The sequence below is a fragment of the Thermococcus sp. LS2 genome, assembly GCF_012027375.1.
Lineage (GTDB): Archaea > Methanobacteriota_B > Thermococci > Thermococcales > Thermococcaceae > Thermococcus_B.
This window is the reverse complement of sequence record NZ_SNUI01000001.1, coordinates 259,481-272,220: the sequence shown is the minus strand read 5'-3', so window position 1 is coordinate 272,220 and position 12,740 is coordinate 259,481. Positions and strand designations below refer to the sequence as shown.

Genomic DNA, 12,740 nt, shown 5'->3' with positions numbered 1-12,740 from the left:
ACAAAAATTTTAAAAGTTAACCAAAATAAAACAGCGGAGGGAGCTAAAATGAAGGCAAAGGATATTGCATACTCAGCTTTATTCGCAGCTTTAACGGCAGTTGGAGCTCAAATAAGCATTCCAATTGGAGAAGTGCCAGTGACTCTGCAAGTTCTCTTCGTTCTGCTCAGCGGGTTGATTTTAGGAGCGCGTTTAGGTTTCCTAAGTCAGGCGATATACCTTCTGATGGGTACCATCGGACTGCCCGTTTTTGCGGGATTAAAAGGGGGATTCGTTTATCTCTATGGTCCAACGGGAGGATATCTAATAGCATTTCCAGTAGCTGCATTTTTGGTTGGCTTGATAGGTGAGAGATATGAGAATCTAAAAGGCTATATCCTGGGCTCTTTAATTGGCATTGGTGTTATATATCTCTTAGGCTGGCTTAGACTGGGTTTCTACTTCGGAGGAAACTTTGAAAAAGCCTTTGCAGTAGGTGTTGCACCGTTTGTTGTTATTGACTTGATAAAAGCTGGGATTGCTGTGGTGGTTGCGGACAGGGTGAAAAAATCTGGAGTTATTTAAATCTCCCCTCTTTCAATCTTTTTGAGTGTTTCCTCAGCGAATCTTAAATCAAAGCTGCTCTTAACTTTAAAGAAGCTCAGCGTTACTTTAGGATTTCTCTTAGCAAGCTCTTCAATGCTCACTGTTTCGTAATCCAAATATTCTTTAATGCAGCTCAGCTTTTTCTCGTTTTCTGCCAGACAAGCCTCTAGTGCACTCTTTAATGCTTTTGCGTCATAAAACGCATGTGTAATCTCTAATGTTCCATCGCTCCATGATGGAATTAATGCTTCGCTGTCTGAATCTAAAAACAGTGTTGAGAGGTAATTTACTAGAAAAGGCATTATCAGCGGCATATTCCCTTCAACAAGGAAGAGTTCTCCAGAGGCTGGTAAAGCTTTGTAAAGCGCTTCGATTTTGTTTTTGGCTTTAACTTCAACGGGATTTGAGACGTGAAGAGAAAAACGCTTCAGCTGTCCCTTTCTTATGATTGTATAGACTTCATCAATCCTCTTTGCCATTCTGAGCCTTTGCTCAACTATCTTAACGAGAGGCTCTTCATTCAAAGGTATGAGATAGCTCTCCCATCTTTTTTCTGGGAATGCTAAGATATAGGCATGCATGAAACTATGGATATAATGGGGATTTAAAAAGATTTTTGCCAGTTTTTGTCACTTAATCAAAGATTTTTACAAAAAACTTAAATTGTTCATATTTCTGCATTTTTGGTGGGCAAAATGATACCAAAAACAATGAGTACTCAACATCCTGACAATGTATATATACCTTTCTTTGCCCAAGAACCTCAGCTGAGTGGTGAGGACGAAGTAATTGAAGCGTTTTATGCTTTTAGTGTTCTAGGAATAGAAGAGCAAATGTGGGATTTCGAAGGAAAAGAAGTTGATGAATTTGTTGTTAAAAAACTTCTAGAGAGATATCCTCATTTTTTCAGAAAGCATAAGCTTGGAAAGGATTTTAGGTTGACTCCAAGAGTACCCAATCCCAGCGTTGAGAAAACTGAAGCAAAGCTTTTGCTTGAAACGCTCGAAAGTATTCCCCGGTCAGCTGATTATTCGAAGATATTTTATGGCGAAGAAAGTGCTCCGATATTTGAAGTTATCCTCCCAATGACAACTTCAGCAAACGAAATTAACAGAGTCTATGAGCTGTACAAACGTTATATCGTTGGAAAGCAGTACAAGAGAGTCTACGATATAAAGCTATATGAGTGGATTGGGGAATTCTTTCCTGAAGAAATTAACGTAATACCTCTCTTTGAAACAAAAGAAGCTATATTAAACTCGGCTGAAATACTGAGAGAATACTTGCATGGGAAGGACTTTGAATATCAGCGTGTTTTCTTGGCGAGGAGCGATCCTGCCATGAATTATGGGATGTTGAGCGCTGTCACCTATGATAAATATGCGCTCTTTAAGCTTCAGGAGCTTGAAGAGACGGAAAGTGTTGATATTTATCCGATAATTGGTGTAGGCAGTGCGCCATTTAGAGGCCACCTTGTCCCCGAAAATGTTGAAAATGTCTTGGAAGAATATAGATGGGCTCAGACATTTACAATTCAAAGCTCATTTAAATATGATAATCCACCAAAGGAAGTTATAAAAGCTGTTGAGAAAATTAAAAGCTCAAAGAGAAAGGAAGCTGAGCCAATTGATGAACAAATTCTCTCACTTCTCAGAAAATATGAAATTGAATATTCCAAGCAAATTAAAGCTTTAGCAATGTCAATAAGAGAGGTTGCGAAATTTGTTCCTTCTAGAAGAAAGAGAAAGCTCCACATTGGACTTTTTGGTTATGCTAGGGACGTTAATGGTTTTGCACTTCCAAGAGCAATAAAGTTTACTGCATCTCTTTATTCTCTTGGCATACCTCCAGAGGTTCTTGGATTAAATGCACTTAGCGAAAAGGACATTGAGGTCATAAGTGATGTTTACAAGGGCATTTACAAAGATTTAAGCTTTGCATTTAGGTATTTCAATCCTAAATCGGCTGAGAAATTTAAATTCCTAAGGGACATTCTGAAAATGAGCCAGCTGTTTGAATTTGAGAGAAATGAGGAACACTGTGAGATTACAAACAAAATACTGGATGGCGAGATTAATGAGGAGTTAATAATCAAAGCCGCGAGCATTAGGGGATTCTTGGGGTGACCGCCAAGCTTTTATACTTTCCATCGTAATTAGGTTGGGGGTAGTGTCATGCTGGCGGAATTTACGGTAGGCTTCCTTTTCACCCTAGCATGGGCGGGTTTTTTTGTGATCGTGGGGAAGCAGAAGAGCATCTGGAAGGCTACTTTGGGAGTGACCATACTGTTCTTGGTTATGATGGTCTTAAACTACGCGAGGTACCACCTCGGTGAGCCCCTCGGTTGGTTCCTCGGCGCTATCGTCGGCTTCCTGTTCAGTCTCTGGTTTATTCAGAGAGTTGGGTCGGAAAAGCCCACCAAGGAGAGCGCCGTTGCAATGTTCCTTTTTGATCCACTCATCTTTGTGGTGTTGTTGATTGTTGTCCTCTTTCTCTGAGGGCCGAAAATTTTATATACTTTATGTTACTAAAATTCCATTGGCGAGAGCTGAAAGGAGGTGAGAGCGATGGCTGAGATGATAATACCATATCCTCAACTCAAGAAGATTCTTGAGAGAACATGTGAGTTAGCAGTAATAAAGCCAAGAGCAGAGGAGATGATGGAGATAGTTGAGAAGAAGCTCAGTGATCTCTTTGAAGTGGCCTATGAGAATGCAAAAGCTGAAAATACCGGAATAATAAAGCTCAGACATCTTCCGCTAACAAAAGGATTCAAGAATTCAATGAATCTCTTCAGAGCTGTCATTGAGGATGAGAAAGTTGAAATTGAGCCGATAAGGAAGTTCGTTCTTAAGAAGATACCCTCTGATCTGCCGCTTGATGAGGAGGTTGTTAATGAGTTGCCCACTATAACAGGAACGCTCTTCGTGCTCGTTGGAAGAGTTATCAAGGCTTTGCATCCAGAAGTCAAAAATGTTTACCCAGAGCACATTGAAGAGGCTGGAAAGGTTCTGGATTATACGCTTTGATGCTCCTTTTACTTTTGCTTTGGCATGCTTAAAAAGAAGTTAAAAGTAGAGAATAATCACTTAAGCCATTTCTCAAACCACCCAACAATCAGCTCAAGCCTCTTAACTCTATGTTTCGGCTTTCCACTCCTTGATAAGTCATGATTTTCTCCCGGAAACACTGCCAGCTCAACGATTTTTCCAAAATACTTTAGTGCTGTGAAAAGCTGCAATGCCTCTGGAAGCCAGCAGCGATAATCTTCCATGCTGTGGATTATCAAAAGCGGTGTTTCAACATTGGGGGCATATTTCAGAGGTGATTTCTTCCAGTACCCTTCAAAATTGCTCCATGGGTCTTCTCCGATTTGATCTGGGGCGAAGTAGTAGCCTATGTCAGTCGTTCCAAAGAAGCTCACCCAGTTGGAAATTGACCTTTGAGTGACTGCTGCCTTAAATCTATTCGTGTGTCCAACTATCCAGTTCGTCATGAAGCCACCATAGGAACCGCCAGTAACTCCGATTCTTTCAGCATCAATGAAGTCAAATCTTCTCAAAGCTTCATCCACGACTTCCATTAAATCTTGATAGTCCCTTTCGCCGTAGTGCTCCCGAATGTCTGCAAACTCCTCCCCATAGCCGTCGCTTCCTCTTGGATTGCTGAATATCACTACAAATCCTCTAGATGTTAAAACATGGAACTCATGCATGAAGGAGTAGCCATAGGCTGTCTTTGGACCTCCATGGATTTCGAGAATGGCAGGATACTTTTTGCCTTCTTTAAAGTCCACTGGTCTCATTATCCATGCATCGATTTCTACGCCATCGCTTGCCTTAACTTTGAAGTGCTCAGGTCTTGAGAGCTTATACTCCTTGATCCACTCGTTGAAGTTTGTGACCTTCTTCTCTTTGCCGTCTCTTAGAATGTACAGTTCTGTTGGAGTTACTGCATCTTGAGCAATAAACGCTATGTAGTTTCCAATTCCAAAAGTTTCAATACTCCTATCGCCGCCTATTACTCTCTCAATGTTTCCTTCCAAATCTACTCTAAAGAGGTTCGCCCTCGGTCCATCTGTTGCTATGTAGTAAACCCAGCCATCCTTGTAAATCAGCGGATTTCTCGACTTTCCTCTCACATCGCAGTTAAGTGAGTTGTATGCTGAGCGATCGAGCTTTTCAGTGAGCTTTTTAATCTCCTTTGTCTCGACATTGAAGAGATAAATGTGAGTGTTTGTTGGTATTCCCTTCTCAAGGGTGCTCATCCTTAAAACAAAGTTCTTCTCATCAATTATCACAAAGTCTCCAATACGCCACTTAGAATCGGTGAGCTTTTCAATCTTCTTGCTCTTAACATCTAAAACGTAAAGGTCGCTTATCATTGGCTTCCTTTCTCTGTCTTCTTGAGCAACGAAGTAAATTTTACTTCCATCGTCGCTCCACTTGAGAGTTAGGATGTTTAGTTTTCCTTTAGTTAGCTTTCTCTTTCTCCCGCTCTCTGTGTTAACTAAGAAAATTTGGGCTCTCTTTCCGTAAATCCAGCCTATCCCATTGAACCAGAAAGGTATCTCTTTGATTATGTGGACATCATCCTTTTCCTTTTTGCGTTCAATTTCTACTGGTGAAATAACAGCGAGAGCTTTTCCATCGGGAGAGAATTCAAAGTCGTTGATCCCGTATTTAAACCTCGTTAAAAGCTTAGCTTCTCCACCTGTCGTTGGAATTAAATAAAGTTCACTCTCCTTGCTTTCTTTATCTCTCTTCGACGCAAAGGCTATGAACTTTCCGTCTGGCGAGAACTTTGGATTTGAATCTTTAGGACCAGCTGTGAACTGCATAACCTTTCTACCATCATAAAGGTAGATTTTGCTGAAGTAGTCATCTTTTTCAAGGCTTATCTCCGTAACTGTGAATGCCGTCTTGTTCTTGTGGACATCTAGTCCGCCAACGAGTTTGAATTTTCCCAAGTCCTTGATGTCAAGCTTTTTCATTAAAACCACCACAAAAATTTGAAGTCGTTTATATAAAAATTTAGCGTTTCGATAGTTATCATAGTGAATACTAATTGGAAAGGTATTTATACCCTCGGCATGAAGTTTATGTGATTACCATGAGAAGAAAGAAAACAATTGCTGTAGTTATGCTGTTGGTCATCCTTCCGGTAATTGATGAGGCATTAGCTAAGTGGGAACTCTCAAAATATCCTCAAGATAAGTCTATTTCTCCGGTATACATCTGGTATAAGCCAAGAGTATCAAAATTCCTCTCCCTAAAGATTGCTGAACATTACGGGGAAGTACAGTCTGCATGTTGTAAGAAATACGCTGTGATATACCTCAAAAGGGCTCTGCCCTTGAAGCTGGAATATAATGAGACCGACAAGATGTATGAGGAGCTTCGCATTCTGTATTCGGAGCAGTATAAGATTTTATCCGAGATTCCGACGACTAATGACACCAAACGGCTTTATGAGCTCGTGTGGAGGTATTCTGAGAATCAAGAACAGATTAATAAACTGAAAAGACTAGACAAGACAGCTGTTTTGAACTTAGGCTTCTCTTGGATTTCGTTTTACTCATTCATCTTCCATCAATTTGGTTTTCTGATAGGCATCGTTCTGTTCGCTATATTCCTTGAGCAGTTCGAGAGGAAAGTTAAGGTTAATGAGAAGCTTAAAGATCTCCTAATTGTCACAATATCAGCTCTGGTTGTTTTCCCTCTAATCTTGTATGGACTTCCCCTTGGGGAGAATCATGCTCCCCGTTACTTGGACATGCATCTTGAAGAGAGTAGCTCCTCGCTGGTGTACGGAAACGTCAGCTGCTATGAGGAATGGAATGTTAAACTCAACGATGAAAGTGTTGCTTATCTAAAGTCTGTACTACCAAATCTTACAGTAGGGGCAGTTTATGATGATGTGCATATCTATGCTGTAACTCTCCTCTTAAATGAATCTCAGAGAAATGAACTATTTAGAAAGCTCTCGGAACTTACTGAGATTAATGTGCCGTACACGGTCTGTTCTGTTAATAAAAGTATTGAAACAGCACTTAAGGTGGAGAAAACAGCAAAAAGGCTGTACGTTGATGGCTATCTATCTAAAGAGCAGTATGAGAGATTGTCCCTTTATTGCGATGAAGTCATTAAGAAGCTTAAGAGAACAAGGTTTGTGTGGGACTATGAAGTGCATATGAGTTTTAGGTGATCATTTCTATTAGGCCAATGATTTTTAAACTTCCTTTCCATCTTTTTACGGAGGTGAGGGAATGACGGTAAAAATTAGATTTGACAAAGAAGTGAGAGATTATGCAAAGGGAGAGAAAGTCAAAGATTCACTGTTAAGGCTCACTGAAACTGCTTTGGCCGAGGCATTGGAGAACTTTCACAGAAGGATGATTGTTCTTCAAGGAGAGAGTATGAATAAAGCAAAGCTAGCTGGAATTTTAGCTGGAGCCTCTGTCAGGGTTTTATCTTCCCTAATTGATGAATTAATTGCGAGAAAGCTGAGAGATGAGAGCGAGGGGAAGGTTGAGGTTTTATATGCTACTGATGCTCTCGGAGAAGGAACATTTGGAAGAGCTCGCTATGAAGAGTTTAGGAAGCATTTTGACATCTTAGCAGGTGAAAATGCCGAGCTTACAAAGGTCACGTTCAAATATACGAGCGATATTCTCGGCAGGACTTTTGATTTGCTAATCCTCGATTTGAGCTATGACTTCTCTCCCAACGATTTGGGCAGGATAATTGAGACTGTTAGGGGTGGGGGATTAATATTTGTCCTCACGAATCCATTTGAAAAGTGGAAAAATATGTGGACTGGCTTCCACAAGAACCTCGTAACTCCTCCATACACCATTGATGACGTCAAGAAGCGCTTTAATAGGAGATTAATTAGAAAATTTGAGAAGCATGAGGGGATATACATAGTGAATGCCGAAAATCAAAAGCTTCTGAAGAAGCCAGAGAAAAACAAGAGCCAGGCAAAGCTTCCAGAGAGAGAAAAAATCGATGTCCCCGAGGAAACTAGATTTCCAAGAGAGCTTTATGAACTGTGCCTCACAAATGGTCAAGTTGAGGTTCTCAGGAATCTTGAGGAGCTAATAGAAAATGATGGCATGGTCGTTCTCACAGCTGATAGGGGAAGAGGAAAAAGTGTGAGCGTTGGTATTGGTGTTGTCGGCTTAGCCTTGTCTTCAAAGAGGAGAAGATTCAGAGCAGTAATAACAGCTCCAGAATTGGAGAATGTGCAGAGCTTATTCAGATTTGCAAAGAAGAGCTTGGAGATTCTTGGCTATAAAGTCAAAGTCGTTACGGAGAAGAACCTCATAAAGGAGCTTTATGCCAAAGGCATTGGGTTGAGGTACTATCCACCAACTCAAGGATACAAGAAAAATGCTGATGTTTACGTTCTTGACGAAGCTGCTGGTATTCACGTTCCAATCCTTCACAAATATCTTGAAAAGCCAAAAGTTATTTATTCCTCAACCATTCATGGCTACGAGGGTGCGGGAAGAGGCTTCTCTGTTAAATTCCTAAAGAAAGCGAAGGAAAAGCGAGAATTTAGAGAAATCCATCTCTCAGTTCCAATCAGATACTCCAGCGGAGACCCAATTGAAAAGTGGCTCTTTGATGTACTTTTGCTGGATGCGGAGCCAGTGCCCCTAACGGAAGAGGATTATGAGCTGATTAGAAAAAAGGAAGTTTACTTTGAAGAGCCGGACCTAGATGATTGGTTTGAGAATGACAGGGAGGACTTGAAGCACTTTGTCGGGATTTATGTTCTAGCTCACTACCGCAACAGACCGAGTGATGTAGCTTTGCTTGCAGATGCTCCACATCACGAAGCCCGTGTATTGAGATTGAAAAACGGCAAGATAGTGTGTGCTATTCAAATTGCAAAAGAGGGAGGAATTCCAAAGGGTGTAATTGAAAAGATGGCAAAGGGCTACAAGCCGAGAGGAAACATAATCCCAGATATGATGGTCAAGCACCACTATGCCAAAGAATTTGCAAAGCTCAAAGGATACAGAGTCGTGAGAATTGCTACACATCCAGACGCTATGGACATGGGGCTTGGAAGCAAAGCCCTTGAACTGCTCATAAAGGAAGCTGAAGAAAAAGGCTACGACTGGGTTGGCTCAGGCTTTGGGGCTAGTGAAGAGCTGATTAGGTTCTGGATTAGAAACGGCTTTGCCGTCGTTCACCTAAGTCCTTCAAGAAACCCAGTTAGCGGTGAATATACGGCAATAGTAATTAAGCCCATAAGTGAAAAGGCCAAGCAGATAGTGAAGCAGGCAAATGCAGAGTTCAGGATTAGACTGTTAGACTGGCTGGGAGACACTCACAGAGATTTGGAGCCAGAAATTGCAAGATGGCTCTTTGAGAGTCCCTTTGGTGAGGCGGTTGATTATCCAGTACATCTGACAAAGACTCAGATAAGAAGATTGGAAATGTTTGTTGGTAAAGTCCTTACCTATGATACTGTAGTTGATGCAGTAAAGCCAATAGTGAAGCTCTACTTCCTTGATGGCTGGATGAGACCATATCTGGATGAACGTCAAATTTTACTCTTGATTTACCGCGTCCTTCAAGCTCACACTTGGGAGGAAACCGCTAAGTTCATTGACAGAACACCCCTCTTCACAATGATAGAAGTGAGGGACATAATCAGAGGGCTTTGGTATTACTATAAGCACATAATCAAGAGCTTTTCCAGCTAACTTTTTTATACTTTATAACTTTTTTATACTTTAAGTGCATTATTTAACTAGGAATATTAACGATGTCTCGTTGCACCGATGGTGATTAGAATGCCCAGCAATTGGGAGAGGATAATGGCGATTACAAAGGAGGGAATGCGGAGCATAGCAATGATGAAGCGCAAAATGCGGAGGGGCAAAAGGATTGCTCTTCTAATTGATGGTCCTAATATTTTAAGGAAAGAATTCGGAATCCACCTTGAGGATATTGTTGAGGCGCTTGAGCAACTTGGAAATATTAGAGTTGCCAAAGTTATTCTCAACCAATATGCTCCTCAAGGTTTAATTGAAGCTGTAGCTAACCAAGGTTTTGAACCGATAATTGTTCCCGGAGAAACGGGGGTTAAATTGGCAGTTGAAGCTATGCGTGAGATATATAATCCAAACATTGACATAATAGCTTTAGCAACGAGAAATGCTGAGTTTTTGCCCATAATTCTCAAAGCAAAAGAGAAGGGTAAAGAGACTGTGATAATTGGAGTTGAGCCAGGATTTAGCGCTGCTTTAAAGCATGGAGCTGATTATGTCATCATTTTGACTCCACGGGGTGGAGATAGTGGTGAAAGAAAAGATATTCAGAATTCTAAAAAGAGAGGAAAGAGAGGTTAAAGAAAAAAGTGAAGAGCCGAGAAAAACAATTGGGCTTATCATTGATGGACCAAACATTCTTAGAAAGGAGTTTGGGATTAGGTTGGAAGATATAAAAGAAACTCTCGAGAGGATTGGAAAGATTAGGGTTGCCAAAGTTGTCCTCAATCAATACGCTCCTCAAGGTCTTATTGAGGCTGTTGTGAATCAAGGTTTTGAGCCGATTATTGTAGCTGGAGATACCGATGTTAGAATCGCTATAGAGGCAATGGAGCTAATATATAATTCCGATGTAGATATAATTGCCATAGCAACGAGAGATGCTGACTTTCTTCCAATAATTAGTGAAGCCAAGAGAAAGGGAAAAGAAACTATCGTGATTGGGGTTGAACCGGGCTTCAGCGTTGCTTTGCAGAATGCTGCTGACTATGTAATTAGGATGGAAGGCAGAGGAGATGGAGTTGGGTACGAGAAAGACCACAGGGAGCACAAAGCATAGCTTTTTAAATTCTATGCTGCCTACAGACTATCGGCGATGACAATGATACAGGAGTTCATTATGTTCATAGTAGGCTTAGTTTTACTTATTAAGGGCAGCGACGAGTTCGTTGAAGCTGGGAGTAGAGTGGCTAAAGGCTTCGGTATTAGCGAGTTCTTGATAGCTCTTGTGCTGGCGAGCGTAGCTACAACTCTTCCAGAGGTTACGGTGTCTGCAATTGCGGCTTATGAAGGCAATAGCGGAATCGCCTTGGGAAACGCTGTTGGTAGTGCATTGGCGAATATAGCGTTGATTTTGGGAGTTTCTGCAATGATTATGCCTCTCAAAGTTGATGAAATCGCTTGGAGGAATTCTCTTTTCATGCTTGCTGTAACTTTCTATGCTTGGTTTTTGATGAGAGACATGACGATTTCGAGAATTGAAGGAGCTACGCTGATTTTGATTTATCTCTGCTTCCTCTACTATCTCTACAAGAAGCACATCACCCTTGAGGAAGTTGGGAGGAGCAATGGTAAAAACGTGAAGAGAGATATTGTAATCCTATTTTTAAGCGGTATTGTCGTTGTAGTTGGTGCGAGAATGGTTGTCACAAGTGCTGTAACAATAGCCAGAGCCTTAGGAATCTCTGAGGTTGTCATTGGCTTGACGCTGGTCTCTATTGGAACATCTCTTCCAGAGCTTGCAAACTCTTTGACGGCAACATTAAAGAAAATACCTAATATAAGCGTTGGAAACATTGTTGGGGCAAACATTCTGGACATACTGATGGTTATAGGAATTGCTTCAATAATAAGGCCAATAACAGTTGATGCAGGCATCTTCTCATTTACCATGCCTCTCACATTGTTGGTTATGGGAATTCTCACCATATCTCTTAGATTGACAAATAAAGTCAGCAGAGCGACGAGTGCTATTCTCTTGGTAATTTATGCCTATTTCCTCTATTCCCAATTTTAATTTCCCATTTTTGCCCCAATAAAGTTTTAAACTTCCTTCTATTACTGACTTATGGAAGTTAAAAAACAAGTTGTAGGTGGTTAATATGAAGAGGCTTGCTTTGATCTTGGCTTTGATGATCATAGCTGGTGGATTGGGATGTATCAGCAGTAATAAAGAGCAAACAACAACAGAAACCCCGGAGCTTGTTGTTTACGCTTATGACAGTTTTGTCAGCTGGGGATTGGCAAATGCAACGATACCAAAGTTCGAGAAAATGTACAACGTCAAAGTTAAGATAATCACAGTTGGAGACGCTGGAGAGGTTTTGAACAGGCTCATTCTCGAAAAAGACAATCCAAGGGCAGATGTCGTCATTGGAATTGACAACAACCTTATAGCAAAGGCAATTGAAGCTGGAGTTCTTGAACCATACAAGCCAAAGAACATTGATGTCGTTCCAAAGGAGCTAATAGATGCACTCGATCCAACTTATCATGTAGTTCCATTTGACTATGGATTCATTGCAGTTGTGTACAAGAAGAGCGAGGTTCCAAACCCACCACAGAGCTTTGATGATCTAACAAAGCCTGAATGGAAGAAGAGCTTGATTGTCGAGGATCCGAGAACAAGCTCAACTGGTGCCGCATTCTTGCTATGGACAATTGCTGTCTATGGAGATCCAGGATGGCTCTACTTCTGGGAGAAGCTTAAGCCGAACATTTATCAAATAACCAAGGGCTGGGACGCTGGATGGGAGATGTGGGACAAAGGCGAAGCTCCGCTGTTTGTCAGCTATGCAACAGACCCAGCTTATTCCGCTTATTCGTCAGGAAAAGAGCCCGACATTGGGGCAATAATCTTCAAGGAAGGAGGTTACCCACAGATTGAGGGAATTGGTCTTGTTAAAGGAGCAAAGCACCCAGATTTGGCTAAGAAGTTCATTGAGTTTGTTCTCAGTGAGGACTTCCAGAAGGAGATTCCACTCACAAACTGGATGTTCCCAGTGAACAAGAACGTTCAGCTTCCAGATGTTTTCAAGTATGCAGTTAAGCCAGATAAGCTTGTAACTCTTGATCCAAAAGAAATTGAGCAGAACTACTCAAGATGGCTCGAAGAGTGGACAAAGCTCATGATCGAGGGCAAGACTCCGGAGGAGATAATTAAAGAGAGGCAAGGGTGATTCTGAAAATTTTTCGATTCTCGCTTATTTTTCTGTTTTTGCAGTTTTTGACTGTTAAAGTTGGCTAATTTCAAAATAATGATTTGAAAATTCTTTGGAAGTCTTTAGTAATTATTTGTTAGGAAATTACTTTGTGTTACAGATTTTCTCTAAAATTATAACGTTTTAGATGTACACATTTGGATTTG

At 41.0% G+C, this 12,740-nt stretch carries 12 protein-coding genes; 10 read left to right on the top strand and 2 right to left on the bottom strand.

Annotation, left to right across the window (positions count from 1 at the left end; translation table 11 throughout):
• Window positions 1–48 precede the first annotated feature (48 nt).
• Window positions 49–564, top strand: coding sequence for a biotin transporter BioY (locus E3E24_RS01415; RefSeq protein ID WP_167886314.1), 516 nt, complete (start codon window positions 49–51; stop codon window positions 562–564).
• On the opposite strand, the gene E3E24_RS01410 is transcribed toward E3E24_RS01415, so the two are convergent.
• Window positions 561–1,166 carry a molybdenum cofactor guanylyltransferase gene (locus E3E24_RS01410; RefSeq protein WP_167886313.1) on the bottom strand — a complete coding sequence of 202 codons (606 nt, stop codon included), beginning with the start codon at window positions 1,164–1,166 and terminating at the stop codon, window positions 561–563. The genes E3E24_RS01415 and E3E24_RS01410 overlap by 4 nt on opposite strands.
• A gap of 114 nt (window positions 1,167–1,280) precedes the next feature.
• Here E3E24_RS01410 and ppcA point away from each other — a divergent pair, with 114 nt between their 5' ends.
• From ppcA to E3E24_RS01395, 3 genes are all read left to right on the top strand, one after another.
• The gene (gene ppcA / locus E3E24_RS01405; RefSeq protein WP_167886312.1) at window positions 1,281–2,711 is read left to right on the top strand and encodes a phosphoenolpyruvate carboxylase; all 1,431 of its coding nucleotides are present in this window, start codon (window positions 1,281–1,283) and stop codon (window positions 2,709–2,711) included.
• 48 nt (window positions 2,712–2,759) lie between these two features.
• Window positions 2,760–3,083, top strand: a complete 324-nt coding sequence (locus E3E24_RS01400; protein ID WP_167886311.1) for a hypothetical protein — start codon at window positions 2,760–2,762, stop codon at window positions 3,081–3,083.
• 69 nt (window positions 3,084–3,152) lie between these two features.
• Complete coding sequence (locus E3E24_RS01395) at window positions 3,153–3,614, top strand: DUF1931 family protein (RefSeq protein ID WP_167886310.1); 462 nt, start codon at window positions 3,153–3,155, stop codon at window positions 3,612–3,614.
• A gap of 56 nt (window positions 3,615–3,670) precedes the next feature.
• On the opposite strand, the gene E3E24_RS01390 is transcribed toward E3E24_RS01395, so the two are convergent.
• On the bottom strand, window positions 3,671–5,578 hold the full coding sequence (locus E3E24_RS01390) for a S9 family peptidase (protein ID WP_167886309.1): 1,908 nt from the start codon (window positions 5,576–5,578) through the stop codon (window positions 3,671–3,673).
• 119 nt (window positions 5,579–5,697) lie between these two features.
• Here E3E24_RS01390 and E3E24_RS01385 point away from each other — a divergent pair, with 119 nt between their 5' ends.
• The 6 genes from E3E24_RS01385 (at window position 5,698) to E3E24_RS01360 (ending at window position 12,552) form a co-directional block, all read left to right on the top strand.
• A complete protein-coding gene (locus E3E24_RS01385; protein ID WP_167915510.1) occupies window positions 5,698–6,792 on the top strand; it encodes a hypothetical protein in 1,095 nt (364 codons plus the stop codon).
• A 61-nt stretch (window positions 6,793–6,853) separates the two neighbouring features.
• Window positions 6,854–9,307 carry a tRNA(Met) cytidine acetyltransferase TmcA gene (locus tag E3E24_RS01380; RefSeq protein ID WP_167915509.1) on the top strand — a complete coding sequence of 818 codons (2,454 nt, stop codon included), beginning with the start codon at window positions 6,854–6,856 and terminating at the stop codon, window positions 9,305–9,307.
• Window positions 9,308–9,397: 90 nt separating this feature from the next.
• Window positions 9,398–9,955: a TIGR00288 family NYN domain-containing protein gene (locus tag E3E24_RS01375; protein WP_167886306.1), complete on the top strand. Its 558-nt coding sequence runs from the start codon at window positions 9,398–9,400 to the stop codon at window positions 9,953–9,955.
• The gene (locus E3E24_RS01370; protein WP_167886497.1) at window positions 9,906–10,433 is read left to right on the top strand and encodes a TIGR00288 family NYN domain-containing protein; all 528 of its coding nucleotides are present in this window, start codon (window positions 9,906–9,908) and stop codon (window positions 10,431–10,433) included. Before E3E24_RS01375 ends, E3E24_RS01370 begins: the two co-directional genes overlap by 50 nt.
• Before the next feature lie 42 nt (window positions 10,434–10,475).
• Window positions 10,476–11,390 carry a calcium/sodium antiporter gene (locus tag E3E24_RS01365; protein ID WP_167886496.1) on the top strand — a complete coding sequence of 305 codons (915 nt, stop codon included), beginning with the start codon at window positions 10,476–10,478 and terminating at the stop codon, window positions 11,388–11,390.
• A gap of 85 nt (window positions 11,391–11,475) precedes the next feature.
• Entirely contained in the window at window positions 11,476–12,552 is a 1,077-nt protein-coding gene (locus E3E24_RS01360) for a thiamine ABC transporter substrate binding subunit (protein ID WP_167886305.1), read from the top strand.
• Window positions 12,553–12,740: the final 188 nt, after the last annotated feature.

Coding starts and splice junctions, on each gene's coding strand:
- E3E24_RS01415 (WP_167886314.1), top strand. CDS start 49: ATGAAGGCAAAGGATATTGCATACTCAGCTTTATTCGCAGCTTTAACG.
- E3E24_RS01410 (WP_167886313.1), bottom strand. CDS start 1,166: ATGCATGCCTATATCTTAGCATTCCCAGAAAAAAGATGGGAGAGCTAT.
- ppcA (WP_167886312.1), top strand. CDS start 1,281: ATGATACCAAAAACAATGAGTACTCAACATCCTGACAATGTATATATA.
- E3E24_RS01400 (WP_167886311.1), top strand. CDS start 2,760: ATGCTGGCGGAATTTACGGTAGGCTTCCTTTTCACCCTAGCATGGGCG.
- E3E24_RS01395 (WP_167886310.1), top strand. CDS start 3,153: ATGGCTGAGATGATAATACCATATCCTCAACTCAAGAAGATTCTTGAG.
- E3E24_RS01390 (WP_167886309.1), bottom strand. CDS start 5,578: ATGAAAAAGCTTGACATCAAGGACTTGGGAAAATTCAAACTCGTTGGC.
- E3E24_RS01385 (WP_167915510.1), top strand. CDS start 5,698: ATGAGAAGAAAGAAAACAATTGCTGTAGTTATGCTGTTGGTCATCCTT.
- E3E24_RS01380 (WP_167915509.1), top strand. CDS start 6,854: ATGACGGTAAAAATTAGATTTGACAAAGAAGTGAGAGATTATGCAAAG.
- E3E24_RS01375 (WP_167886306.1), top strand. CDS start 9,398: ATGCCCAGCAATTGGGAGAGGATAATGGCGATTACAAAGGAGGGAATG.
- E3E24_RS01365 (WP_167886496.1), top strand. CDS start 10,476: ATGATACAGGAGTTCATTATGTTCATAGTAGGCTTAGTTTTACTTATT.
- E3E24_RS01360 (WP_167886305.1), top strand. CDS start 11,476: ATGAAGAGGCTTGCTTTGATCTTGGCTTTGATGATCATAGCTGGTGGA.